The organism is Paracoccus sp. SJTW-4 (assembly GCF_047716885.1).
Taxonomy (GTDB): Bacteria; Pseudomonadota; Alphaproteobacteria; order Rhodobacterales; family Rhodobacteraceae; genus Paracoccus; species Paracoccus solventivorans.
On the sequence record NZ_CP136681.1, the window covers coordinates 1,404,449 to 1,428,444 of the forward strand.

The window sequence follows — 23,996 nt, forward strand, 5'->3', positions numbered from 1 at the left end:
CATTAGAGGCCGCGCTTCTTGCTGTCGCCGCTTTTTTCCCGCGCCTGCACGAGGGACCTCGTATAGTGGCTCAGGACATCTGACGGCAGGATAAGTTCTTGGATCCTCTCAGGCTTAACGGATATTTTTCTGACCCCGGATGTCAAAATATGCCAACCAGGCAGACGGTTCATGCCTGCCCGATGAAGGAGCTGATGCAGGCGGGAATACCTCAAGCGCTGCGCCAAGGTGATTGCGGGAAGAACACGACCGCTTCCGGTCTTGTTACCCGTATTAGCTTTACCCAAGTCCAGCACGGCATCAGTACCGCAATCTGCTCCCAGAAGAGCTGTCATCGGAACCTTGCCCGAGGCAAGCTGGGTGAACTCGACAACATGGGTTTCCGCGCCACATGCGTGGGCGTGGTCCATCAACGCAGCGTAGTCGTAACAGAAAGCCCGACCATCTCGCGCGAAGGCGGAAAACTCTGACGTCATATCCCCTGGTAGGGATCGGAAGATTTCCTGATAGTAGGACGGAATTGCGTCGACGGGGTCGCGCAAGGTCAGGATGAGGCGTACCGAAAGCCCCAGTTCCTGTCGAAAATAGTTGATCGCACGCCTCAACCTTGCCCGTATTGCAGCCTCGCTCTTGTCCACCACCAGCATTTCTTCAGAAACAATTAGAGCCTTCCCGGCACCAAGAGCAGTAGTGAAGGTCTCCTGCAGTTCGACGCTTTCAGCGGGAGTCAGCTCATCGCCTCTGGCCAGTTGTGACAGTAGCTTAATTCTATCTTCCGGATAATCTGAACGAGGCTGATGCGTGCCTATATAGGTGAAACCGGGAAGTTCAGCCTCCTGCAAGGCTAGTTGCAGCGAGGTTGTCCCGGTCTTGGGCGGACCAACATGCAGATAAACCAGCCCAGTCATTTCAAGGGCTCTACCACTCTTCGTGCGTCATCAGAGGACAGATGCGGCCCCATCGGCAGGCTCAGCACCTCTGAGGCAAGCTGCCGGGCCAGAGGCATGGTATCCGGGTCCATCCCGAGTCCCGCATAAGCCGTCTGCATATGCGGCGGGATCGGATAATGGATCAGGGACCCAATACCCGCGGCGGTCAGGCGCGCCTGCAATTCGTCGCGGTCAGGGCTACGCACAACGTAAAGATGCCAGGCCGGGTCTGCCCATTCCGGCACATGGGGCAGGATCAGCCCGGTGTCGGCCAGCCCCTCGGTATAGATCGCAGCGATGGCGTGGCGCCGTGCCGTCCACTCCTCAAGGCGGGTCAGTTTGACCCGCAGCACTGCCGCCTGAATCGGATCGAGACGGGAGTTCACCCCCTGCTCGTCGTTGACGTATTTCTGTGTGCTGCCGTAGTTGCGAAGGGCCTGCAGCCGCTCTGCCAAGTCCGTGCGGTTCGTTGTCACTGCGCCGGCATCACCCACCGCCCCGAGGTTCTTTCCCGGGTAGAAGCTCCAGCAGACCAGATCGCCATGTGAGCCGATGCGCTTGCCCTTGTAGACAGCGCCATGGGCCTGAGCCGCGTCCTCGACCACGAAGATGTCGTGGGCGCGCGCCAAGGTCAGGATCGGGTCCAGATCGACCGGCTGCCCATAAAGATGGACAGGCAGAATGACCTTGGTCGCCGGTGTGATGGCCTCGGCAATCCGGCCTGGGTCGAGATTGTGGGTTGCAGGATCGGGCTCGACCGGGACGATCCTCGCCCCCACTGCCGAGACGGCCAGCCATGTGGCAATATAGGTGTTCGAGGGAACGATGACCTCATCCCCCGGTCCGACATCGAGTGCCCGCAAGGCGAGGGTCAACGCATCGAGGCCATTGGCGACCCCTACTGCATGATCCGCACCGCAGAAGGCCGCCCATTCAGCCTCAAACGCTTCGACTTCGGGGCCTAGGATGTACCAGCCACTATCCAGCACCCGTGCGACGGCTGCATCAATTTCTGGCTTCAGTTCCAGATAGGCGGGACGCAGTTCGAGAAAGGGGATCATGCTTGATCCCCCCTTACTGCGGCAAGGAACTCCGTATAGTCACGATAATAATCCGCTTCGTCATAACGATGCGACGCCAGCACCATGCAGACCGCACCCTGACTGAAGCTGTCCATCTCTCGCCAGACCATGCGACTGATATAAAGGCCTTTGCGCGGGTCACGTAGCCAGTATTCGGACTTTGTGGTGCCATCGTCGATCTTCATGCGGAAGCTGCCGGACAGAGCGAAGACGATCTGGTCAAGTTCCCGATGCGCATGACCGCCACGCTCGGCATCGACCGGGACGTTATAAAGGTAATAAACCCGGGCAATATCGAAAGGAACATGGTTACGCCCCTCGATAAAGGTGAGGTCGCCGCGAGGATCGTGAATTTGTGGCAAGTCGAACCAGCGCACAGAGCCCTTGATGGTATCACTCATGCGGCGGCTCCATTCAGCACTGCGAGATGTGTTGCCCGATCTCGCAAAAAAGTCTCGCGCGGATAGATGAAGAAAATATTCTGAGCGTCTTCGGTAATTTCCTTCATTCCGAAGCGGCGATAGAAGGCTGCAGCATGTGTGTTGGCATGACGCACATCGATCAAAGCATGGGTCATACCAAGGATGTCAAAGCCCGTACCAAAGGATAAAACCGCGCTTTCCAGTGCGGCCTTGGCAGGCTTGTTCGCATCGAGAATCCAACTCCCCCAGGTGAAGTGGTCCTCATCAAAATCATAGAGGCGAACAAGGCCGCAGCGCGTGCCGTCCACACGCCGTTCGATCACATAGTAATATTCCAGGCCCTGTGCCTCTCGGCTCTTGTACTCCTCGATCCAGCGGCGCTGATCCGCAATAGTGCCGGTTACAAAGGAGAGATACGCGTTATAGATTGGATCGGTCCTCAGCCCGTGCGCGTATTCTGCGTCCTCCGGCTGGATCAGGCGCAGGACAAGGTTCGGCCCCTCGATACGTTCCATCCTGGATATCATAGCCGCAAGTCACTCTCGGCAGGCGGAAAGACGCTCTTGAGATCGCAGAAGACATGGTGCTCTGCGCCAAAGGCTCGAAGCGCCTCGGTACCAGTTGTCCGGTATTCATCGTGAGCCACGGCAAGAATGATGCCGTCATAGGTAGCTGCATCGGGCGTAGTAGCGACAAGGTCGAGCCCATATTCCCGCTTGGCTTCGGTGGCATCGGCCCATGGGTCGTGCACATCGACAGTCACGCCGTAGTCCTTCAGCTCACGCACGAGGTCTATGACGCGAGTGTTGCGCAGGTCCGGGCAGTTTTCCTTGAAGGTGAGCCCCAGGACCAGCACCCTGGCGCCATCCACATGCATCCGGCGCTTGAGCATCGCCTTGACCATCTGCCCCGCGACATAGGCGCCCATCCCGTCATTGATGCGCCGACCGGCCAGAATCACCTGCGGGTGATAGCCAAGCGCCTCGGCCTTGTGGGTCAGGTAATAGGGATCCACCCCGATGCAGTGCCCGCCGACCAGCCCCGGGCGGAAAGGCAGGAAGTTCCACTTGGTTCCGGCCGCCTTGAGCACCGCTTCGGTATCGATCCCCATGCGGTTGAAGATGATCGCAAGTTCGTTGACCAGCGCGATATTGAGGTCCCGCTGGGTGTTCTCGATCACTTTCGCGGCCTCGGCCACCCGGATCGACTCTGCCTGATAGGTGCCAGCGGTAATGATCGAGGCGTAAAGGGCGTCGATCTCGGCGGCGGCCTCGGGCGTGGAACCAGCCGTCACCTTGCGTATGGTGGTCAGCCGATGGGTACGATCGCCGGGGTTGATGCGTTCGGGGCTGTAGCCGCAGAAGAAATCGACGTTGAAACGCAGACCCGACACCCGTTCCAGCACCGGAACGCAGTCCTCCTCGGTCGCGCCCGGATAGACGGTGGATTCGTAGATCACGATGTCGCCCGGCTTCAGCGCCTGTCCCACGGTCTCCGAGGCGCGCAGCAGCGGCGTCAGATCGGGGCGCTTATGCACGTCAATGGGCGTGGGGACGGTGACGATAAAGATCCGGGCCTCGCGCAGCGCCTCTGGATCCGAGGTGAAGCGGAGATGCTTGCCTTCGGCAAGTTCCTCGGCCGGGACCTCAAGGGTGCGATCAGTTCCGGTGCGAAGCTCCTCGATCCGATCTTCCTTGATGTCGAACCCGATGACCTTCCGGCGCTTGCCGAACTCGACGGCCAGGGGTAGGCCGACATAACCAAGGCCGATGACGGCAAGTACCTTGTTGCTCATTTCCATTCCGAAAATATCTCGACTATTATGTGGGATCCCGACCCCGGATAATGCATCGGCAATAGTCCGGTTCCCGTCACTTACCGTAATACTCCCTGAACCAGCTCACAAATCGTGCAACGCCTTCGTGGAAATCCGTCTTCGGTCGATAGCCGGTAAGCGTTTGGAGCAGAGATGCATCCGCCCAGGTTGCTGGAACATCTCCCTTCTGCATCTCCATGTAATTGCGCACAGCTTTTCGGCCGAGACAGTCCTCGATCGCTTCGATGAAATCCAGAAGCCGAACCTTGTCCGAGTTTCCGATATTGACGATGCGGAAAGGCGCCACCGGAGAGAGACTATCCCCTTGGGAGACGACCCCGTCAACAGGCCGTTCCGGTACGGCATCGATCAACAGCCGGATGCCCCGCACCAGATCCTCCACATAGGTGAAATCGCGGTACATTTCGCCGTGGTTGTAGATGTCGATCGGGCGGCCATTAAGGATCCCCTCAACAAACTTGAACAGCGCCATATCCGGCCGCCCCCAAGGGCCATAAACCGTGAAAAACCGGAACATCGTGATGGGCAGGTTCCACAGATGCGCATAGGCGTGCCCCATGCTTTCGGTAGCCTTTTTCGTCGCCGCGTAAATAGTAAGCTGAGTGTCCGCCTTTTCGGTTTCCTGAAACGGCATTTCCTCGTTTGCGCCGTAAACCGAAGAGGTCGAGGCCATCAGCAGATGCTTCACCTCAAGCCGCCGGGCGGCCTCCATGACGTTGAAGGTCCCGATTACATTGGAATCAAGATAGGCGCGCGGGTTTTCCAGGCTGTAACGGACTCCCGCCTGCGCCGCCAGGTGGACAATAACATCAGGACGAAAATCGTCGGCCAGCGCATCGAACCGCACCTGATCCTCGAGCATCCCCTCCACCGCACTGAAATTGGGGTTCTGGAGCAGCATCGCGTGGCGACGCTGTTTCAGGGTGACGTCGTAGTAGTCAGTCATTCCGTCATAACCCTGCACGCGGAAACTCTCGGCAAGGAGCAACTTGGCCAAGTGGAAGCCGATGAACCCGGCGGTGCCGGTGATGAGAACGCGTTTCAAGAAAAATTCGCCTCTCGGTTCTGTGAAGTATTTCGATGGGCGGCCGGCAGCATTTGCACCTTTGCAATCGCTGCACGATAGGCCTCGACCACGATGGACTGATCATAGAGGTCTTCCATGCGGGCACGACCAGCCCTGCCCATCGCCACCCTGCGTTCAGGAGGCATGGCTAGGAAGCGGAGTAAGGCCGCTTCGAGCCCCTGCGCATCGCGCGGAGGGCAAAGCAACCCGGTGATCTCTGCCGCCACCACCGAGCGACAGCCCGGAACATCGGTCGCGATCACCGGCCGGGCCATCGCACCGGCTTCGATCAAGGTCCGGGGGGCACCCTCGCGATAGGAGGGGAGCACCACGCAGTCAGCCGCTGCGATGACGGGGCGCACATCAGGAGCAACCCCAAGATATTCAATGACGCCTTCCTGCTGCCACTCCGCTAGGGTGGTGGTATGAATGGCACTTCGGTTGCTGGCTCCCAGTTCTCCCAGAAGCTGAAAGCGGGCCCTAGGGAAGCGGGTGTGAACCGCGCGGGCGGCGTCCACGAACTCCAGAACCCCCTTGTCGCGCAGGAGACGGGCGATCATCAGAAAGACCGGGGCATCGCCATTCTCTGCCGGAGGCATGGGCGCGAAATACTTAAGATCGATGCCGGATCCGGGGAGCAGCCGGGCCTGATCGCTGCGCACAAGGTGGTGGGACAGGAATAGCCCCCGGTCCTCCTCGTTCTGAAAGAAGACCACCTCATGCCTTGCAAAGGCCCGCCGGTAGAGATTTTCCGCCACGAACCGCAGAATGCCTCCCGAGAGAAAGGCGGTCCCCAATCCGGTGACATTGGGGATAAAGGGGATATCCCCCGCGGCCCATGAGCCGAAGATGTTGTTCTTGATGGTGAACCCAAGAATGACCTCAGGGCGTTCCTGCCGGAAGACCGCGCGCATCTGCCGCGCAAGGGCAAGATTTCTGAAGGGGTTGAGGCCCTTGGCATCCATGGAGAGAGGCAGAAATCTACAGCCAAACCGTTCTAGCGCGTCGACGGAGTGATCCGGTGGAGCCAGCACTGTCAGTTGATGCCCGTCAGCGAGCAGCCCCTGAACTAGGGGTTTACGAAAATTGAAGATGTTCCAGGCTGCATTCGCGGTGAGCATGATGTGCATCATGAATCACCCTTCGACTTGTAGCTGTACTGATAATCATAGCCCGACCACGCCTCTGCCCGATCCGCCTTGCGGGGGTCAAACCCGTTCAGGACAGCCCCTGCGAGTCTCAGGCCCGAGGACTGGAACACCTTCTTGACGGCCTCGACTTCTCTCAGCGGAGTGATCCCGTGCCGCACGACCAGGATGGTGGTCCCGGTCAGGCGGGCCACCACCACCGGATCGGTGACCGCGAGGGTCGGAGGGGTATCGACGATGATCAGGTCGAAGCGCTTGTCCAGCAGCGCGAGGAGATCCGACATTTCCTCCCGCATCAGCAGCTCCGAGGGATTGGGCGGATAGCGCCCGGCCGGCAGGACAAAGAGCCCGGCAACCTCTGTCTCGACGAGCGCCGTCTCGATAGGGACCTGCCTTGCCAGCACCTCGGACAATCCGGACGCCTGACGCGGCAACTTAAAGAACTTGCGGACCTGGCCACGCCGGAGATCGGCATCGATGAGGGCCACTTTCTGACCGGCTTGGGCGGCAATCACACTCAGGTTCACGGCGGTGGTGGTCTTGCCCGCGCGGGGGGCTGCAGAGGTCAGGGTCACGGCCTTGGTGTCAGACCCCAGCATCCCGAAATGCAGGCTAGTCCGAAGCGACCGCAGGGATTCGACCGCCAGATCATCTGGCTGCTCGAGCGCCAGGATCGCGCTCGTGCGCGAGCCGGCATTGATCAGCGAAGACTGTGGGATGGTCGCAAAAACCGGCAAACCGATCTGCTCCAGCTCCTGCGAGCCCCGAACGCCGCGCCTGGCCCAGTGCAAGAGCAGCGCTAAGAGGACCCCGACCACCAGCCCCGCAAGAACATAGGCTGCCATGATCAGGGGCTTGCGGGGAGCAATGGGAACGTGTGCCGTGACGGCCGGATCAACAATCCTGACGCTGCCTACGGCGCTTGCCTGAAGCACCTGCATCTCCTGGAAGCGGGTTTGCAGGTCGAAATAGATCTGTTGAGCCAGCTCGACCTCTCGGGTGAGATTGACGACCTCCCGCTGCACTTCTGGGAGTGCATCCACCTGGGACAGGAGCGCCGCCAGTGCCACCTCGAGCTCTCCATGATCGCTCAGGCTCTTGCGCACCACCGGGTGATTTTCATCGTAGGTCTGGCGGTTTTGCGCGACCTCAAGTTCCTTGCGCCTAAGATCACTCTCGACCCGGGTGATCTGGTTGAGCAATGCTTGGGCTTCAAAGCTCTGCTCGTCATCGCTTTCGGCCCAATCCCCTGCCCGGGCCCGGTCGCTGGCCAGCTCCCGGAAGTTGTTGAGTGCAGCCTGCGCCGCCCTCAGCTTGCGCTCGGCATCGGGGAGTTGCTGCTGGATGAACTCCAGCCCCCCTTCGGCTTCAGCCACGCTTCTCTTGATATTCTGCTGGACATAGGCATCTGCGATCGCAGCAAGGCTCTGTTCCACCTCTTGTGGATCAGTGCCGTTGAGGAGAAGCTCGAGGATCCCCGATCCCCGACCCTGTTCCGCAATCGAGAGGCGGTTGTGAAGCGATCGGATGGCCTGCTGTTCAGAAAGTTGAGTCACGGCGAACTCGCGTCCAGCTGTCGCTGGATGCTCGGCGACGTTGATCGAGAACCCGAGGCCTTCAAGCGTCAATTCAATGCCGGCCTGCCCATCGTGAATGCTGCCGTCAGGCAGCAAGAGACGGTAGCCTTCCTTGGTGGTGGTCACGGCGATGTCCCGCCCCACCCACTCCGGGAGCACCTGCAGGTTACTTAGAACCAGCCGCTCACCGTGGCGGGCATAGGGAAGAAGGAAGTCCCATTCGGGGATCGGCAGGTTGTAGCGGGCGAGGATATTCCCGATCATCGGCGCCTTGCGCGCAACCACTCGCCAGTCCAGGTCTTTCTGGGCCACGGCTTGACCAAGCACCATGCGGGAGGAAATGATCTCGACTTCTGTCGAGGCTGTCGTCTCCTCTCCACCGAAGCCGCTGGCAGTCTGGAATATGATCGGAACGGATTTGCGCTGCTCGAGCTGGATCAGCGTATCTGCCTGGTAGACCGGGTATGTGCTGGCGAGCTTATACGTTCCGAGCGCCGCAAACAGAATGACGCAGGAGGTAATGACCCCCTTCCTGCGCCAGAACAACGACAGCAGCATGAGGAGGTCGATGTCATCCGCATTGCCGCGCGGATTTTCCTGATGGCTTGCGGTCACGTTCTGGAAACTCCCGGCACCAGTTTTTCTGCCCAAGACGCTGCCGCAGCCTCCAGCTTCAGATAGGTCTGTTCGTGAAATTCTCTGGAGCGTCGGTATGGATCCTGAATCCCGGTAGCACCGCTCCACTGGTCAAAAAGCATCAGCTTTCCTGTCAATTCGGGGGACATGGACACGATCCGTGCCTTGTGAGCAGGCTCCATGACCAGGATCAGATCACTGTTGCGACCCAATACGGAATTGAATTGCCGCGCAACGTGCCCCTCGAGCGAAACCCCATGGGCCGCAGCAACCTCAGTGGCTGTGGGATCAGCGGGGTTGCCTGTGACGGCCGCCAGCCCGGCCGAGGCAACGCCGATAGGGGGCTGATTGCCGCTGAGTGCGGCCGCGAGAAGCCGTTCGCCGACTGCGGATCGGCAAATATTGCCAACACATACCACTAGGATGGTCTTGATCATCCGATTGCTCTCGACTCCGGCTCACTCGGTTGGCTGGACGAAGTCATCCGCTTGCTTCCTCGACCTGCGCCAGCCCTGCCGCCGCACCTGTTTGATGCCGACCTGATAAGACGCGGTGAACAGGATAGCAAACAGCAACCAGGCCATGAATGCTAGTGTCGCCTGGCTCACAAGACAGACGGCGCTGAGTACCGGGGTCATGAAAAAGGGCGCAAGAACAAGGGTGGTTGCCGGATTGGCCTGCGCTAGCGGCAGTTTCCAGCGCAGCTGGATCGCCCGCATGACAAATTGATGCACATGGAGATAATCGGGATGCATCATCTTCCGGCTGCGCCGGGAGCGCCTCCACATCGCCAAGAAGGTGTCTGCCACCGGCCAGAAGAACAGCAGGCTTAGAGCGGCATAGGAAGTGTCCGGATTTCGCCAGCAAATCAACACCGAGATCCAGACCAGCAAATGCCCGGTGGTATAGGCCCCACCATCGCCCAGAAAAACCTTCCCCCAAGGCCAGTTGAAGATGAGAAATCCAGCAACTGCGACCGCTAGGACAATGGCGATCTGGGTCATCAGGATATCGTCTGCCGTCCAGGCAACATAGCCAAGCGCCATGGAGATCACTGATGCCAGAAAACCGGCCAGGCCATTGACCCCATCGATCAGGTTGAATGCATTGCACACTCCCGCGGACCAGAGAACCGTCAGGCCCAAGCCAATGGGGATGATCGCCAGCAAGTGGTCGAGCCCATACAGCCCGGTCTCCCTGACCCAGGTCTGGCTGAGACCAATCGCGAGGACGGCAGAGATGGCTGCTGCCAGTAATCGCCGCCTGGGGCTTTGCCCGTTGCCCAAGTCCTCGAGGAGCCCGGCCAGAAAAATCGGCAGCGCCGAGATCAGCAGCAAAATCGGCAACATGCTTCCCGTGACATGGCTCAGGAGCAGTGATGCAGCGCCAAACCCCGTAAACACACCCAGACCGCCCAGTCGCGATGTCGGTCTGCTATGTGCGGCCTGAACCGCACCAAGGTCATTGCGTTGATCCGAGAGTGGCGTGCGATCCGTTGCCCGTACTACGACGCGATTGATTCCTAGGGACAGGACAGCGGAGATGAGTGCTGCGAGTGCAAAATTCTCCGCCATGGCAATCGCTTATAAGCTAGATAAATACTATTTTGTATGCGCTGTATCATCACCAACAATTGATGTCCAGTGGTAATGACCTGCCCGCCGGAAGTTCCCTCGCTGTTACGGACAGTCTGCGCAACGTGAGACGGAGCAGATGACATGAAGAAAAGCCGTTTCAGCGAGCCGCCGAACACTTGCATGACGGCGAGCGTGCGGCCAAGCGTCGGCCGAACCGCGCCGACCGAGGGCGTAATCCAGACGATCTGCGCCTTCATCACCTCGCTCATTACGCCGTGCCGTCGGCGCTGGTCCAAACCTGACCTTCCGCCCAAAGCGAGAGCTTCGTGAGCGTCCGGCCTGACCGCCCTGCCGCGTGGTGAGAGAGGCGGATAGTGTCCACCAGCGATAGTGGACACTATGGTGATGGCGTGGCGCGTCGGACGAAGCGACTTTGGACGGATGAGGAGAAGCGTTCGATCTGTTTCCAGACGGCGGCGCCGGGTGTTTCCGTGGCTCAGGTGGCGCGGCGCTACGCGGTGAACGCGAACCTGATCTTCAAGTGGCTGCGCGATCCCCGTTATGCGCCGGACCCTGCCTCGGTTGCGCCCCCAGCAGAGGAGGCGCGGTTTCTGCCCGTAGAGATCGTCGCGGAGCCTAGGTCTGCCCCGGCGGCACTTGCCGCCGAGAACCACATCGAGATCGAGTTGGCGGGCGGTCACCGGATGCGGATCAGCGGCAGCTATGATCCTGAGGCGCTGGCGCGGCTGATCCGGGGGCTAACGGTGTGATCCCGGTTCCGGCCACTACGCGGGTCTGGCTGGCGGCTGGCGTCACTGACATGCGCAAGGGCTTTGCGGCGCTCGCGGCACAGGCCGAGGCGGTGCTGAAGCAAGATCCCTTCGCCGGACATCTGTTCGTGTTCCGGGGCCGCCGTGGCGATCTGGTCAAGATCATCTGGTGGGATGGCCAAGGGGCCTGCATGTTCATGAAGCGGCTGGAGAAGGGCCGCTTCGTCTGGCCCTCGGCCAATGAGGGGAAGGTGGCGCTGACGCCTGCGCAGTTGTCGATGCTCTTGGAGGGGATCGACTGGCGGGCACCGCAGCGGACCTGGCGGCCTCTGGCAGCGGGATAATTTGCGGGGCTCGCAAGTGAAGGATTCCCACAAGGAATACAGTGGGATAAACTTCCCGTATGCTCGATCACACCCTGACCTTGCCGGAAGACCCCGAGGAGCTGCGCAGCTTCACCGCGCGGCTTCTGGCCGAGGTGAAGGCGCAAGCGATCCTGATCGAGAAGCTGCGCCATCAGTTGGCAGGACACCGGGCGCACCGGTTTGGCGCGTCGTCGGAGACCGCCGAGCAGTTGCAATTGGCCCTTGAGACCAGCGAGATCGCCGCCGCTGCCATGACCGCCCGGATGAAGCTGCCGGACATCGAGGAGAAGGACAAACCGAAGCGCCGTGCGATCCCGGACCATATCCCCCGGATGGAGGTCGAGTTGACCCCGGGCACCGATGCCTGCGCCGATTGCGGTGGGCGCCTGCGCAGGATCGGCGAGGATGTGACCGAGGAACTGGAATACGTCCCCGGCCGCTTCATCGTGAACCGCATTGTTCGCCCGCGCCTGACCTGCGCCTGCTGCGAACGCTTCGTGCAGTCCCCACTGCCGTCTCGCCCCATCGAGCGGGGCCGCCCCGGTCCGGGTCTGCTGGCCCATGTGCTGGTCAGCAAATACGCCGACCATCTTCCCCTGTATCGCCAGAGCCAGATCTTCGACCGCGAAGGCCTTGATCTTGATCGCTCGACGCTGGCCGACTGGGTCGGCAAGACCACCGCCCTGCTGGAACCCCTGGCCGACGCCATCGGCCGCCATGTTCTGTCGGCTGAGGCGATCTTCGCAGACGACACGCCGGTCAGCATGCTGGCCCCCGGCACCGGCAAGACCCAGACGGCACGGCTCTGGACCTATGCCCGCGATGAACGACCCTGGGGCGGCGCGGCCCCGCCCGCTGCTTGGTATAGGTTCTCCGGCGACCGCAAGGGCCAGCACCCGAAGGATCACCTCGCCCGATACCGCGGCTGGATGCATGCCGACGGCTATGCCGGGTTTGAAGACCTCTACCGAACCGGCGCCATCCGCGAGGTCGCCTGCATGGCCCATGTCAGGCGCAAGTTCGTCGACATTCACCGCTCGCAGGGTTCCCCGATCGCCGAAGAAGCCATCGGCAGGATCGCGCAACTCTACGCCGTCGAGAAAGAGGCCAGAGGTTTGCCACCGGATGTCCGGGTCGAACTTCGCAAAGCACATGCGGCCCCGGTCTTCGACAACCTGGAGGTCTGGCTGGCCCTGCAACTCACCACGATCTCTGGCAAGTCCCCGCTCGCGGCCGCCATCCGCTATGCCCTGACCCGCATGGAGCGCCTGCGCCCCTATCTCGACCACGGCATCATAGAGTTGGACAACAACGCCGCCGAACGCTGCATGCGAACCATCGCCCTCGGCCGCAAGAACTATCTCTTCGTCGGCTCCGAGGCAGGCGGCAAAGCCGCCGCCATCGCCTACACCCTGATCGAAACGGCCAAGCTCAACGCCATCGATCCCCACGCCTGGCTCGCCGACACCCTGGCCCGTATCCCTGATTACAAGATCACAAAGGTCGATGACCTGCTGCCTTGGCGCTGGAACAGATAGCGGTCAGACCGGACGCTTACGACATAAACGTCTCCGCGATGAGCCTTCACCTCGTCCGGCCACTACCGGTTCCCGACGGCCAATGATCCGATCAGGATGAGGACATAAAGGTGGGGTCGGAACAGTGCTTAGATCAACGACCCGCGCGACCCGCCTTCTAGAACCCTACGATTTGCTTCGGCAACCAGGTCGCCAGCGACGGAATCAGCACCACCAGGGCAAGGGTAATCAGCTGGATGACAATGAAGGGCACCACCCCCCTGCACACCTGTCCATATTTCATGTCCGGCGGCGCGATCGACAGCAGGTAAAAGATCGAAGACGCCATGGGCGGGGACAGATAGCTGGTCTGAATGACGATGATGACCAGGGTGCCGAACCAGATCGGGTCCACGCCCGACGCGTTAAGCACCGGTAGGAACAGCGGCACGCAGATCAGCACGTTGGCGGTCCAGTCCAGCACGAACCCCAACAGGAACACGATGCACAGGAACAGCACCAGCGTGCCCGACACTCCCAGACCCATATCCGAGATCAGCCCCTGGATCAGCCGCGATCCGCCATTGGCGGCGAAGATGCCGGTGAACATGATCCCGCCGGCCACGATCAGCAGGATCATCGACGAGATCCTGACGGTGATTGCCAGCGACTCGCGCATCACCGACACACTGAACCTGCCATAGCTGATGCACAAGACTAGTGCGCCGACAGCGCCCACCGCGGCGGCCTCGGTCGGCGAGGCGATGCCCGCCATCAGCGACCCCAGCACCGCGACGATCAGCAGCATGGTGGGCACCAGCCCGCCCAGGGTGATCTTGAGCTTTTCCGCCAGCGGCAGATGCATGTCGGGGTCGTCGGCACGCGGACCCTTGGTCGGGTTCAGGGTGCAGATTGTCACGATATACAGGATGAACAGGCCCACCATCACGATGCCCGGGAACAGCATGGCGGCAAACAGCTCGCCCACCGAAATCTGAGCAAGAGAGGCATAAACCACCGCCACCACCGATGGCGGGATCATGGTGCCCAGCGAACCCCCGGCGCAGATCGTGCCGGCGATCAGCGAATTGTCATAGCGGAACCGCTGCATGGCCGGAATCGCCATCAGCCCCACCATGACCTCGACCGCGCCCACCACGCCGGCGGCGGCGGCAAATGTGGCGCCCATGGCAATGGTCGCCACCGCAAGGCCACCGGGCAGACGCCCCAGCCAAAGCTGCATGGTGCGAAACAGCCGCGCGGCAATGCCCGAGCGCTCGAGGATCGCCCCCATCAGCACGAACATCGGAATGGCCGACAGGATGTAGTTGGTGGTCGCCGAATACAGGCTGCCGTAAAGCTGGTTGAACACCTGATCGCCAAAGGCGAACCAGCCGGCGATCAGCGCCGGGACGATCAGGGACAAGGAAACCGGAACCCCCAGGAAGATCAGCAGAAACATCCCCGGGAACATCAGGGCGGCGATTGTCGGATTCATCAGGGACGGTCCTTGGCAGCGGCAGAGCCCAGATCACAAACTGCGCGCAGCCCTTCTGCGACGAGTTGCAGGGTCATCGCGAGCAGACCGATCGCGATACACAGGTAAAAAGGCCAAACCAGCGGCGCCCACGGGCTGACCGTTTCGACCTCTCCCGATCGCCATGCGCGCAGCGTGTGTGAGACAGCGATCCATGACAGCATGCCGAAGAACGGCGCTAGGATCAGCAGATACAGACCGCCTTGTACTGCGTGATTGAAGCGGGCGGGCAGACGGTTTCGCAGCACGTCGATGCGGATATGGGAATCCTCGCGCAGGACATAGGCGATGCCCAACAGGAACACTGCCCCGTTGGCCATATAGGCAATGTCGAAGGCCCAGACCGTAGGCGCTCCGAACACGTAACGCGCGAGAACCTCATAGACCATGGCGGCGGTCAGGATGACCGTCGCCATGCTCGCCAGTTGGAAAGTGCACCACGAGACGCCATTCGCAAATCGGATGAAGGAATTGAGCATCTCGGCCTCGACTGGGGTTATGGGTGCAAATTACCGATCAGTCGCGCATCAGATAGCCGCTCTCGGCCTTCCAGCGCTGATGGTAAGCCTCGTAATCGGCCAGGTTTTCGGCCATCTCGGGCTTGCCGGCGGCTTTCTGGGCCTCGGCCGTCTTGTGCATCCAGTCGTAGCCCGCGTCGGACAGCTCCGACACGAACTCCGGGCTGAGCGTGATGATCTCGTTCCGGCCGTTACGGTACTGCTCCATCGCCTGCATGTCAGCGTCATAGAAATGGTTCAGCCCCTGCTCGGTCGTCAGCTGGGCGGCGGCTTCGATCAGTGGCTTCAGGTCATCGGGAACCTTGTCCCAGGTGTCTTGCTTGAGAACCACTTCCCACATGAAGGTGGGCTGGTGCACGCCCGGCACGACGATATATTTCGCGGCCTGATGGAAACCCTCGGGCATGTTGGCCGAAGGCGGCGCCCATTCCACGGCATCCACACCCTTGCGCTGCAACAGCGTATAGGTTTCGCCCGGCGGCACGACGGTCGGAACCGCGCCGAAGTAGTCTTTCATCACTTCGCCCCAGGGGCCGGAGGTGCGGTATTTTAGACCTTTCAGATCCTCTGCGCTGCGGATAGGCTTGTTGGCGTGGGCCATGATCTCGGAAGAACCGATGCCGACGATCATGGTCTTCAGGCCCTGACGCGCACGCAGCTGCTCAAGCTTTTCCTTACCACCGCCTTCATACAGCCAGGCCTTGTAGGCATCCGGCCCCATGCCGCCCGGAAACCCCGAGAAAATGGCGTTCTCCGGATCCTGATTGATCAGGTAGCTGGACGAGGAATGGCCGGCCTCGACCACGCCTTCGTTGACCGCATCAAAGACTTTCAGGGCAGGAACGATCACCCCGGCGCCAAAGGGCTGAATTTCGACGCGACCTGATGTCAGCATGTCGACGTTATTGGCGAACCGTTCCAGAAAATTCTGGTAGAAAGGCGACCCTTCCGGCACCGATGTCGGCACGCGCCAAGTTACATCGGCTGCCATCGCGGCCGCCGCACACAGCGTGAACGCGGCAACTGCCATGCCGCGGAAAAGCGTTTTCATGGTACCCCCCTTTTGGACCGGCCCGCGTCTCCTCCGCAGTGCCTGCTAGGAAAATAGGCTAGCCTCAGGCAAATATACCCGCAATATAATACTTAAATATTATGACCAATAAAATCTTTGCCGACAATGACACCGACCTGTGGTACTGGGGCCGGCCACGCCTCCGCCCGTCCGCGCACATCAAGCGCACTCCCGACAGTGGTGCTGCAGAAATTGGACCGAAGTCCATCTCTGTCAACGGCGGAGCAAAAGTCGGCCAGGGCGGCGGCGTAAAGTCCGGCCAGTTGGGGGGGGGCGCCATGGCGCGCGCGCTGGCCACATAGCTGGCGCGAGCCATGGCGCACTGGCCCCTTAGGGCCAATCTTGGGCAGAGATTTTATGGTGATCAGCGCTGTTTACGGGCTGTGCTGTTGGCGAGGCGATAGCTTTCGCCGTTCATCTCGAGGATGTTGACGTGGTGGGTCAGTCGGTCGAGCAGCGCGCCGGTGAGACGCTCGGAACCGAAGGTTTCCGTCCATTCATCGAAGGGCAGATTGCTGGTGATCAGGGTCGATCCGCGCTCATAGCGCTGCGAGATCAGCTCGAACAGCAATTCGGCGCCGGTCTTCGACAACGGCACGAAGCCAAGTTCGTCGATGATGAGCAGCTTGTATCCGGCCATCTGCTTCTGGAAGCGCAGCAGGCGGCGTTCATCGCGGGCCTCCATCATCTCGCTGACCAGCGCCGCAGCGGTGGTAAAGCCAACGGACAGGCCCTTCTGACAGGCGGCCAGCCCGATGCCGAGGGCGACATGGGTCTTGCCGGTGCCGGACGGGCCGAGGGCAATGACATTCTCGCGCCGTTCGATCCATTCGCACCGGGCCAGTTCCAGCACTTGCATCTTGTTCAGCTTCGGGATAGCCGCAAAGTCGAAGCTGTCGAGGCTTTTGACGGCCGGGAACTTCGCGGCCTTGATGCGACGGTCCACCATCCGCCGTTCTCGATCGATCAGTTCAAGTTCGACCAGCCGGGCTAGGTATCTAACATGGTCCAGCCCTTCCGTCGCGCATTGGCGGGCCAGTTTCTGATGCTCGCGCAGGAAGGTGGGCAGCTTCAGCGCCTTGAGGTGATGGGCGAGCAGGATTTCCGGCGCATCATTCATGCCGCGCCCTCCGCACCGACCGAGAGTAGCCGCATGTAAGATACGGCCCTGGTCTTCTCGACTGTGGCCTTCGGCAGGTAGGGATAGCAGTCGAGGTCCAGGCGCGGTGGTCGGCGCTCCACCCGGCAAAGCAGAAGATGCTTCACTGCATCAAAGCTGATCGCTCCCATCCGGAGGGCCTGCGTCACGGCAGCCTTCGTCACCAAGACCCGGGACAAGAAGGCGGCCCTGAAATTCCTCAGGAAATTGATGAAACGATACGGCTCGCCGGAAGAGTTCGTCACTGACTTGCTGCGCTCCTACAGCGCGGCCATGCGCGAGGTTGGCGTCGTCGAAAAACACATCACCGGCAAACATCTGAACAATAGGGCGGAGAATTCACATCTGCCGTTCCGGCGACGAGAGCGAGCGATGCTGCGCTTCCGCCGAATGCGAAGCCTGCAGAAATTCGTATCCGTCCACGCTTCTGTCACCAACCATTTCAACCTCGACCGATCCCTCTCCCGCCGCAGCATTTCAAGCAGAACCGGACCGCCGCTCTCGCCGAGTGGCGTCAGCTCGGCGCAGCCTGAGGCCGGCGCCCGCCGCCAACTCTGAGACTGGTTCGCATTAAACTGACAGCACAGCCAGTTTCCAGATTTGATGGTTTTGCCGGATGCCCGGACTAGGGCTGGCCTCCATGGGCAGCCGCTGCATAGCGGCGCCAGCCGGCCACCGACGACCCATATTCCTATGATTCGGCCTCTCAAACTGCCTGATTTTTAGGCAGGCTTGCCAAGTTGTGCACAGAACGGGCCTGCGCCCGGCCGCACCTGCTGCGGATCGGGGCTGCATTTCTTGCGCGGCTGGGGATCAGGCGCGTTGCTGGATGCCGGGGGCCGCAGCGCCCGCCGACCGGGGGCGCCGACGCCCTCGCCCCTCGCGCAGAAAGGTAGACTGGCATGAAGATCACCAAGTTCCTCCCGGCCGTGGCAGCCATGGTGCCGATACCGGCGACCGCCCTGGCCCAGGGCGCGGCCGAAACCGTGGCGGCCGGGCCGGACAGCGGCGACACCGCCTGGATGCTGGTTGCCACCGCGCTGGTCGCCTTCATGATCCTGCCGGGCATCGCGCTGTTCTATGGCGGGCTGGTGCGGGCCAAGAACGCGCTTTCCATCCTGACCCAGACCGCCATCATCGCAGCGGTGGTGATGGTGATCTGGGTGGTCTACGGCTATTCGATGGCCTTCGGTGGCGCCGAAAGCCGGTGGTGGGGCGGGTTCGACCGGCTGTTCCTGGCCGGGATCGGGCCGGACACGCTGTCGGGCAGCATTCCCGAATATGTCTTCGTCGCCTTCCAGATGACCTTCGCGGCGCTGACGCCGGTGCTGATCATCGGCGGCTTTGCCGAGCGGGTGCGGCTGTCGGGTGCGGTGGTGTTTGCCGCGCTTTGGGTAACGCTGGTCTATTTCCCCGTCGCCCACATGGCCTGGGCCCCCGCCGGCCTGTTCGCCGGCTGGGGGGCGATGGATTTCGCCGGCGGCACGGTGGTGCATATCAATGCCGGCATCGCGGCGCTGGTCGGCGCCTGGGTGATCGGCCCCCGCATCGGGCTGGGGCGCGACCTGATGGCGCCGCATTCGCTGCCGCTGACCTTCATCGGCGCCGCCATCCTGTTCGTGGGCTGGTTCGGCTTCAATGCCGGCTCGGCACTGTCGGCGGGCGGCGGCGCGGCGCTGGCGATGCTGAACACCTTTACCGCGACGGCGGGCGCCGCGCTGGCCTGGGTGGCGATCGAGGCGCTGCTGCGCGGCAAGGCCTCGGCCCTCGGGGTGATCTCGGGGATGATTTCCGGCCTGGTCGCCGTCACCCCGGCGGCGGGGTTCGTGGGGCCGGTCGCTGCGATCGGGCTGGGGGCGGCCGGGTCAGCGGCGGCCTATGTGTTTGTGACCGTGGTCAAGCACCGGCTGGGCTATGATGACAGCCTCGACGTCTTCGGCATCCACGGTGTCGCGGGCATCGTCGGCGCGCTTGGCACCGGCATCCTCGCCGCGCCATCGCTGGGCGGCACGGGCTATGCCGAGGGGGTGAGCATGGCCGCCCAGCTTTGGGTGCAGGTCAAGGCGGTGCTGGTCACCATCGTCTGGTGCGGCGTGGTGTCCCTTGCGCTCTACCGGCTGGTGGACGCGCTGGTCGGGCTGCGCGTCACCGCCGAGGCCGAGCGCCGGGGGCTCGACCTCACCTCGCAGGGCGAGGCCGCCTATCACATGTAAGCGGCAGTCGCGGCCCGGGGCGAAGCCGGGCCGCGGCATCATTCCGCGGGCAGCGCCGTGGCTTCCTCGACCAGCGGCTGCGGCAGGTGGCGCAGCATCTCGCGCGGGCAGACCTGCAGGAAGGCCCCGCGCTCGACTTCCCAGCGGCGCAGGATATCGGTGGCGCGCTGGCTGCCGGTTTCCGCGGCATGGCGCTCGATCAGCCCGCGCAGCTGCGTCTCCCAATGCGGGACGGTCACCGGGCAGGTAACCAGGCTGTCCATATTCAGCAGCTGCGCCGCCAGCCCCTCGGGGTCATAGAGATAGGCCATGCCGCCCGACATCCCCGCGCCGAAATTGGCGCCGATGGAGCCGAGGATCACCGCCACGCCCCCGGTCATGTATTCGCAGCCATTGGTGCCGCAGCCCTCGACCACCACCTCGGCGCCGGAATTGCGCACGGCGAACCGCTCGCCGGCGCGACCGGCGGCGAACAGCTGGCCGCCCGTGGCGCCGTAAAGCACGGTATTGCCGATGATGGTGTTTTCGTGCGCGACCAGCGGCGACTCCATCCGGGGCCGCACCACGATCAGCCCGCCCGACAGCCCCTTGCCCACATAGTCGTTGGCATCGCCCTGCACCTCAATCTTGAGGCCGCGCACCGCGAAAGCGCCCAGCGATTGCCCGGCCGATCCGGTCAGCTTGATGGTCAGGTGGTCGGGTTGCAGGCTGTTGTTCATGCCGAACCGGCGCACGATATGATGCGAGGCGCGGGTGCCCACGGTGCGGTGAGTGTTCCTGACCGCATAGGACAGCTGCATCTTTTCGCCCTCGTCGAAGAAGCGGGCGGCGTCGCGGATGATCTCCTGATCCAGCGTGTCGGGCACCGGGTTGCGGGGCTTTTCGCGGTCGTAGCGGATGGCGTGGGCGTCATCGACGGTGATCAGCAGCGGGTTGAGGTCGAGGTCGTCCAGCTCTTTCGCGCCCCGGCTGACTTGGGTCAGCAGGTCGGCGCGGCCGATCACCTCGTTGATCGAGCGGGCGCCGAGGCTGGCGAGGATCTCGCGCACCTCCTGCGCGTAGAAGGTGATCAGGTTCACCACCTTGTCGGCGCTGCCGGTAAAGCGGGCGCGCAGGGCCTCGTCCTGGGTGCAGACGCCCACCGGGCAGGTGTTCGACTGGCATTGCCGCACCATGATGCAGCCCATGGCGATCAGCGCGGCGGTGCCGATGCCGTATTCCTCGGCCCCCAGCATGGCGGCGATGACGATATCGCGCCCGGTGCGCAGACCGCCGTCGGTGCGCAGCGTCACCCGCTCGCGCAGCTTGTTCATCGCCAGCACCTGATGCGCCTCGGTCAGGCCCATCTCCCACGGCAGGCCGGCATATTTGATGCTGGTGCCCGGGCTGGCGCCGGTGCCGCCGTTGTGGCCGGAAACGAGGATCACATCCGCCTTGGCCTTGGCCACGCCCGCCGCGATGGTGCCGACGCCCGACGAGGCCACCAGCTTCACCGTCACCTTGGCGCGCGGGTTGATCTGCTTGAGGTCATAGATCAGCTGCGCCAGATCCTCGATGGAATAGATGTCGTGATGCGGCGGCGGCGAGATCAGCGTCACCCCCGGCGTGGCATGGCGCAGCCGGGCGATCAGGCCGGTGACCTTCATCCCCGGCAGCTGCCCGCCCTCGCCGGGCTTGGCGCCCTGGGCCACCTTGATTTCCAGCTCCTCGCAGGCGTTCAGATACTCTGCCGTGACGCCGAAGCGGCCCGAGGCCACCTGCTTGATCTTGGCCGAGGGGTTGTCGCCGTTCGGCTCGGGCAGGAAATGCGCCGGATCCTCGCCGCCCTCGCCGCTGTCGGATTTCGCGCCGATGCGGTTCATGGCGACGTTCAGGGCCTTGTGGGCCTCGGGCGACAGCGCGCCGAGGCTCATGCCCGGCGTCACGAAGCGCTTGCGGATGGCGGTGATCGACTCGACCTCCTCCAGCGGCACCGGGCGGCCCATCGGCTTGAAATCCAGCAGGTCGCGGATGTGGATGGGCGGGTTCGCCCGCATCGCCGCGGAATATTTCTTCCACAGGTCATAGCTGGCGCGGTCGCAGGCGGTTTGCAGCAGGTGCATGGTGGTGGCTTCCCAGGCGTGCTTTTCGCCCGAGGCCCGCGCCTTGAAGAAGCCGCCCACCGGCAGCGGCGCCGGCGCCGGGCCGAAGCCGCGCGCATGCACCTCCTCCAGCTTCATCTGGATGCCGGACAGGCCGATGCCGGAAATCCGGCTCTGCATGCCGGGGAAATATTCGGCCACCATGGCGCGGGACAGGCCCACGGCCTCGAAGTTCAGCCCGCCGCGATAGGAGGAGATGACGGAAATCCCCATCTTGGACATGATCTTCAGCAGGCCGGCATCCACCGCATCGCGATAGCGCCGCATGGCCTCGGCCAGGTCGAGGTCCAAAAGCCCGCGCGCGATGCGGTCGGCGACGGTATCCTGCGCCAGCCAGGGGTTCACCGTGGTGGCGCCGCAGCCGATCAGCACCGCGAAATAATGCGGGTCGATGCATTCGGCGCAGCGCACGTTCAGGCTGGTGAAGGTGCGCAGCCCCTTGCGGGTCAGCCAGCCATGCACGGCCGAGGTCGCCAGGATCATCGGCATCGCCAGCCGCCCCTCGCCCTGATGCTGGTCGGTCAGCACCAGATGACCGGCACCATTCTTCACCGCCGCCTCGGCCTCGGCGCGGATGCGTTCGAGGCCCAGCCGCAGCGCGTCCTCTCCGGGCGCAAAGGTGCAGTCGATGAAGGTCACCGAGGCGCCCAGCTCCTCGGTCATCACCCGGAATTCCTCGTTGGCGAGGAAGGGGGTTTCCAGCACCAGAATTTCCGTCTGGGCCGAGCTTTCGTCCAGCACGTTGGTCAGGTTGCCGAAGCGGGTCTTCAGCGACATCACCCGGCTTTCGCGCAAGGAGTCGATGGGCGGGTTCGTCACCTGACTGAAATTCTGGCGGAAATAATGGCTCAGCGGACGATAGATCTTGGACAGCACCGCGGGCGGGGTGTCGTCGCCCATCGAGGCGATCATCTCCTTGCCGTCCTCGGCCATCGGGGCCAGAACCTGCTCGATCTCTTCCAGCGTATAGCCGGCGGCCAGCTGGCGGCGGCGCAAGTCCTCGCCGGTGAACAGCGGGAACTCGGGCAGGCGCTCCAGCGTCGGGGTCAGCTCGACCACCTTCTCGATCCAGTCGCCATAGGGTTGTGCGGCGGCCAGCCTGTCCTTGAGCGCGGCGTCGCGGTAAAGCCGCCCTTCGGCCATGTCCACGGCGATCATCTGGCCGGGGCCAAGCGCGCCTTTTTCGCGCACTGTGGCCTCGTCGACCGGCACCATCCCGGCCTCCGATCCCGCAATCAGCAGCCCGTCGCCGGTGACGACATAGCGCATCGGCCGCAGACCGTTGCGGTCCAGCCCGCCGCACACCCAGCGGCCGTCGGTCATCGCCAGCGCCGCCGGCCCGTCCCAGGGCTCCATCACCGAGTTGCAATAGGCATACATGTCCTGCCACGCCTGCGGCAGTTCGATGGTGGATTTCGACCAGGCCTCGGGCACCAGCATGGTCTTGGCCATCGGCGCCGAACGCCCGCCGCGCACCAGCACCTCGAACACCGCATCCAGCGCGCCGGAATCCGACGCGCCGGCCGGGATGATCGGCTTGATCTCGTCGGCCATGTCGCCGAAGGCCGACGAGGCCATGCGGATCTCGTGGCTGCGCATCCAGTTGCTGTTGCCCTTCAGCGTGTTGATCTCGCCGTTATGGGCCAGCATGCGGAAGGGCTGCGCCAGCCACCATTGCGGGAAGGTGTTGGTGGAGTAACGCTGGTGATAGATGGCGAAGGCGGAAACGAAGCGCTCGTCCATCAGGTCGGGGTAGAAGGTCGCCACCTGCTCGGCCAGCATCATCCCCTTGTAGATGATTGAGCGGCAGGACAGGCTGCACAGGTAAAGCCCGGTCACCTGCACGGCGATGGCGGCCTTTTCGATGCGGCGGCGGATGACGTAAAGCTCGCGCTCGAAGGTCTCGAAATCGCTGCCCCTGGCGTTACGGATCAGGATCTGCTCGATCTCTGGCCGTGTGGCATTGGCCTTTTCGCCCAGAACGGAAATATCCACCGGCACATGCCGCCAGCCATAGATGGCATGGCCCATGCGCAGCACCTCGGTCTCGATGATGGTCCGGCAGCGTTCCTGCGCGCCGAAATCGGTGCGCGGCAGGAACACCTGGCCGACGGCGATCAGCGCGTCCGGGTCGGGCTCATGCCCGGTGCGGCGGATCTGGTCGTGAAAGAACGGCACCGGAATCTGCACATGGATGCCGGCGCCGTCGCCGGTCTTGCCATCGGCGTCGACCGCGCCGCGGTGCCAGACCGCCTTCAGCGCGTCGATGCCGTTGACGACGACCTGCCGCGAGGGCTTGCCGTCGATGGCCACCACCAGCCCGACGCCACAGGAGGAATGTTCATCCTCGGCCCGGTACAGGCTGTTTTCGTTCATGTATTCGCGGCGGGCCGTTTCGGCTGCGACCCAGGCCTGATCGTGGTTCATGTC

20 protein-coding genes and 3 pseudogenes are annotated in these 23,996 nt (G+C 62.6%); 6 read left to right on the top strand and 17 right to left on the bottom strand.

Going from position 1 to position 23,996, the window contains the following annotated elements; translation table 11 throughout:
• Positions 1-2: 2 nt before the first annotated feature.
• The 11 genes and pseudogenes from RSP45_RS06920 to RSP45_RS06970 all read right to left on the bottom strand — a co-directional run.
• Positions 3-908: a hypothetical protein gene (locus RSP45_RS06920; RefSeq protein WP_415393762.1), complete on the bottom strand. Its 906-nt coding sequence runs from the start codon at positions 906-908 to the stop codon at positions 3-5.
• Positions 905-1,990 (bottom strand): DegT/DnrJ/EryC1/StrS family aminotransferase, encoded by a 1,086-nt coding sequence (locus RSP45_RS06925; RefSeq protein ID WP_415393763.1) that lies wholly within the window; start codon positions 1,988-1,990, stop codon positions 905-907. Before RSP45_RS06925 ends, RSP45_RS06920 begins: the two co-directional genes overlap by 4 nt.
• Complete coding sequence (locus RSP45_RS06930; RefSeq protein WP_415393764.1) at positions 1,987-2,412, bottom strand: sugar 3,4-ketoisomerase; 426 nt, start codon at positions 2,410-2,412, stop codon at positions 1,987-1,989. The genes RSP45_RS06925 and RSP45_RS06930 overlap by 4 nt, the downstream gene beginning before the upstream one ends.
• Positions 2,409-2,948: a GNAT family N-acetyltransferase gene (locus RSP45_RS06935; RefSeq protein ID WP_415393765.1), complete on the bottom strand. Its 540-nt coding sequence runs from the start codon at positions 2,946-2,948 to the stop codon at positions 2,409-2,411. Before RSP45_RS06935 ends, RSP45_RS06930 begins: the two co-directional genes overlap by 4 nt.
• A gap of 8 nt (positions 2,949-2,956) precedes the next feature.
• Complete coding sequence (gene tviB, locus RSP45_RS06940; RefSeq protein ID WP_415393766.1) at positions 2,957-4,234, bottom strand: Vi polysaccharide biosynthesis UDP-N-acetylglucosamine C-6 dehydrogenase TviB; 1,278 nt, start codon at positions 4,232-4,234, stop codon at positions 2,957-2,959.
• A 70-nt stretch (positions 4,235-4,304) separates the two neighbouring features.
• Positions 4,305-5,315, bottom strand: a complete 1,011-nt coding sequence (locus tag RSP45_RS06945) for a GDP-mannose 4,6-dehydratase (RefSeq protein WP_415393767.1) — start codon at positions 5,313-5,315, stop codon at positions 4,305-4,307.
• Complete coding sequence (locus RSP45_RS06950) at positions 5,312-6,469, bottom strand: glycosyltransferase family 4 protein (RefSeq protein ID WP_415393768.1); 1,158 nt, start codon at positions 6,467-6,469, stop codon at positions 5,312-5,314. The genes RSP45_RS06945 and RSP45_RS06950 overlap by 4 nt, the downstream gene beginning before the upstream one ends.
• Positions 6,466-8,676, bottom strand: coding sequence for a polysaccharide biosynthesis tyrosine autokinase (locus RSP45_RS06955; RefSeq protein ID WP_415393769.1), 2,211 nt, complete (start codon positions 8,674-8,676; stop codon positions 6,466-6,468). The genes RSP45_RS06950 and RSP45_RS06955 overlap by 4 nt, the downstream gene beginning before the upstream one ends.
• Entirely contained in the window at positions 8,673-9,134 is a 462-nt protein-coding gene (locus tag RSP45_RS06960) for a low molecular weight phosphotyrosine protein phosphatase (RefSeq protein WP_415393770.1), read from the bottom strand. Before RSP45_RS06960 ends, RSP45_RS06955 begins: the two co-directional genes overlap by 4 nt.
• Positions 9,135-9,155: 21 nt before the next feature.
• Positions 9,156-10,271, bottom strand: coding sequence for an MraY family glycosyltransferase (locus RSP45_RS06965; protein ID WP_415393771.1), 1,116 nt, complete (start codon positions 10,269-10,271; stop codon positions 9,156-9,158).
• A 164-nt stretch (positions 10,272-10,435) separates the two neighbouring features.
• Positions 10,436-10,605: pseudogene (locus RSP45_RS06970) on the bottom strand (arsenical resistance protein ArsH); the annotation flags it as partial.
• Between the two features lie 43 nt (positions 10,606-10,648).
• Here RSP45_RS06970 and tnpA point away from each other — a divergent pair.
• The 3 genes from tnpA to tnpC are packed head-to-tail and all read left to right on the top strand — an operon-like array spanning position 10,649 to position 12,947.
• A complete protein-coding gene (gene tnpA / locus RSP45_RS06975) occupies positions 10,649-11,044 on the top strand; it encodes an IS66-like element accessory protein TnpA (protein ID WP_028711023.1) in 396 nt (131 codons plus the stop codon).
• Positions 11,041-11,388, top strand: a complete 348-nt coding sequence (tnpB, locus tag RSP45_RS06980) for an IS66 family insertion sequence element accessory protein TnpB (RefSeq protein WP_415393772.1) — start codon at positions 11,041-11,043, stop codon at positions 11,386-11,388. Before tnpA ends, tnpB begins: the two co-directional genes overlap by 4 nt.
• Before the next feature lie 59 nt (positions 11,389-11,447).
• The gene (gene tnpC / locus RSP45_RS06985; RefSeq protein WP_028711025.1) at positions 11,448-12,947 is read left to right on the top strand and encodes an IS66 family transposase; all 1,500 of its coding nucleotides are present in this window, start codon (positions 11,448-11,450) and stop codon (positions 12,945-12,947) included.
• Between the two features lie 157 nt (positions 12,948-13,104).
• Here the strand turns inward: tnpC and RSP45_RS06990 are convergent, their stop codons facing one another.
• The 3 genes from RSP45_RS06990 to dctP all read right to left on the bottom strand — a co-directional run bounded on the left by RSP45_RS06990 (position 13,105) and on the right by dctP (position 16,032).
• Positions 13,105-14,424, bottom strand: coding sequence for a TRAP transporter large permease (locus tag RSP45_RS06990; protein ID WP_303730099.1), 1,320 nt, complete (start codon positions 14,422-14,424; stop codon positions 13,105-13,107).
• On the bottom strand, positions 14,424-14,879 hold the full coding sequence (locus tag RSP45_RS06995; protein WP_415393773.1) for a TRAP transporter small permease subunit: 456 nt from the start codon (positions 14,877-14,879) through the stop codon (positions 14,424-14,426). Before RSP45_RS06995 ends, RSP45_RS06990 begins: the two co-directional genes overlap by 1 nt.
• 100 nt (positions 14,880-14,979) lie before the next feature.
• Entirely contained in the window at positions 14,980-16,032 is a 1,053-nt protein-coding gene (gene dctP / locus RSP45_RS07000; RefSeq protein WP_303730097.1) for a TRAP transporter substrate-binding protein DctP, read from the bottom strand.
• Positions 16,033-16,133: 101 nt separating this feature from the next.
• On the opposite strand from dctP, the gene RSP45_RS07005 reads away from it, so the two are divergent.
• On the top strand, positions 16,134-16,355 hold the full coding sequence (locus tag RSP45_RS07005) for a hypothetical protein (protein WP_415393774.1): 222 nt from the start codon (positions 16,134-16,136) through the stop codon (positions 16,353-16,355).
• A 62-nt stretch (positions 16,356-16,417) separates the two neighbouring features.
• On the opposite strand, the gene istB is transcribed toward RSP45_RS07005, so the two are convergent.
• Together istB and RSP45_RS07015 are read right to left on the bottom strand one after the other, a co-directional pair.
• Complete coding sequence (istB, locus tag RSP45_RS07010; protein ID WP_415393775.1) at positions 16,418-17,173, bottom strand: IS21-like element ISPve1 family helper ATPase IstB; 756 nt, start codon at positions 17,171-17,173, stop codon at positions 16,418-16,420.
• Positions 17,170-17,367 (bottom strand): annotated as a pseudogene (locus tag RSP45_RS07015) (IS21 family transposase); the annotation flags it as partial. The gene istB and the pseudogene RSP45_RS07015, both read right to left, overlap by 4 nt.
• On the opposite strand from RSP45_RS07015, the pseudogene RSP45_RS07020 reads away from it, so the two are divergent.
• Both RSP45_RS07020 and RSP45_RS07025 read left to right on the top strand, forming a co-directional pair.
• Positions 17,357-17,745, top strand: a pseudogene (locus RSP45_RS07020) (DDE-type integrase/transposase/recombinase); the annotation flags it as partial. The pseudogenes RSP45_RS07015 and RSP45_RS07020 sit on opposite strands and share 11 nt — an antisense overlap.
• A 369-nt stretch (positions 17,746-18,114) precedes the next feature.
• Positions 18,115-19,425 carry an ammonium transporter gene (locus RSP45_RS07025; protein WP_415393776.1) on the top strand — a complete coding sequence of 437 codons (1,311 nt, stop codon included), beginning with the start codon at positions 18,115-18,117 and terminating at the stop codon, positions 19,423-19,425.
• A gap of 38 nt (positions 19,426-19,463) precedes the next feature.
• Here RSP45_RS07025 and gltB read toward each other — a convergent pair whose 3' ends face one another.
• On the bottom strand, positions 19,464-23,993 hold the full coding sequence (gene gltB, locus RSP45_RS07030; RefSeq protein WP_415393777.1) for a glutamate synthase large subunit: 4,530 nt from the start codon (positions 23,991-23,993) through the stop codon (positions 19,464-19,466).
• Positions 23,994-23,996: the final 3 nt, after the last annotated feature.

Bases quoted from the DNA above. Each gene is read 5' to 3' on its own strand.
- RSP45_RS06920 (WP_415393762.1), bottom strand. From the start codon at position 908: ATGACTGGGCTGGTTTATCTGCATGTTGGTCCGCCCAAGACCGGGACA.
- RSP45_RS06925 (WP_415393763.1), bottom strand. From the start codon at position 1,990: ATGATCCCCTTTCTCGAACTGCGTCCCGCCTATCTGGAACTGAAGCCA.
- RSP45_RS06930 (WP_415393764.1), bottom strand. From the start codon at position 2,412: ATGAGTGATACCATCAAGGGCTCTGTGCGCTGGTTCGACTTGCCACAA.
- RSP45_RS06935 (WP_415393765.1), bottom strand. From the start codon at position 2,948: ATGGAACGTATCGAGGGGCCGAACCTTGTCCTGCGCCTGATCCAGCCG.
- tviB (WP_415393766.1), bottom strand. From the start codon at position 4,234: ATGGAAATGAGCAACAAGGTACTTGCCGTCATCGGCCTTGGTTATGTC.
- RSP45_RS06950 (WP_415393768.1), bottom strand. From the start codon at position 6,469: ATGATGCACATCATGCTCACCGCGAATGCAGCCTGGAACATCTTCAAT.
- RSP45_RS06960 (WP_415393770.1), bottom strand. From the start codon at position 9,134: ATGATCAAGACCATCCTAGTGGTATGTGTTGGCAATATTTGCCGATCC.
- RSP45_RS06965 (WP_415393771.1), bottom strand. From the start codon at position 10,271: ATGGCGGAGAATTTTGCACTCGCAGCACTCATCTCCGCTGTCCTGTCC.
- tnpC (WP_028711025.1), top strand. From the start codon at position 11,448: ATGCTCGATCACACCCTGACCTTGCCGGAAGACCCCGAGGAGCTGCGC.
- RSP45_RS06990 (WP_303730099.1), bottom strand. From the start codon at position 14,424: ATGAATCCGACAATCGCCGCCCTGATGTTCCCGGGGATGTTTCTGCTG.
- RSP45_RS06995 (WP_415393773.1), bottom strand. From the start codon at position 14,879: ATGGCGACGGTCATCCTGACCGCCGCCATGGTCTATGAGGTTCTCGCG.
- dctP (WP_303730097.1), bottom strand. From the start codon at position 16,032: ATGAAAACGCTTTTCCGCGGCATGGCAGTTGCCGCGTTCACGCTGTGT.
- RSP45_RS07005 (WP_415393774.1), top strand. From the start codon at position 16,134: ATGACCAATAAAATCTTTGCCGACAATGACACCGACCTGTGGTACTGG.
- istB (WP_415393775.1), bottom strand. From the start codon at position 17,173: ATGAATGATGCGCCGGAAATCCTGCTCGCCCATCACCTCAAGGCGCTG.
- RSP45_RS07025 (WP_415393776.1), top strand. From the start codon at position 18,115: ATGAAGATCACCAAGTTCCTCCCGGCCGTGGCAGCCATGGTGCCGATA.
- gltB (WP_415393777.1), bottom strand. From the start codon at position 23,993: ATGAACCACGATCAGGCCTGGGTCGCAGCCGAAACGGCCCGCCGCGAA.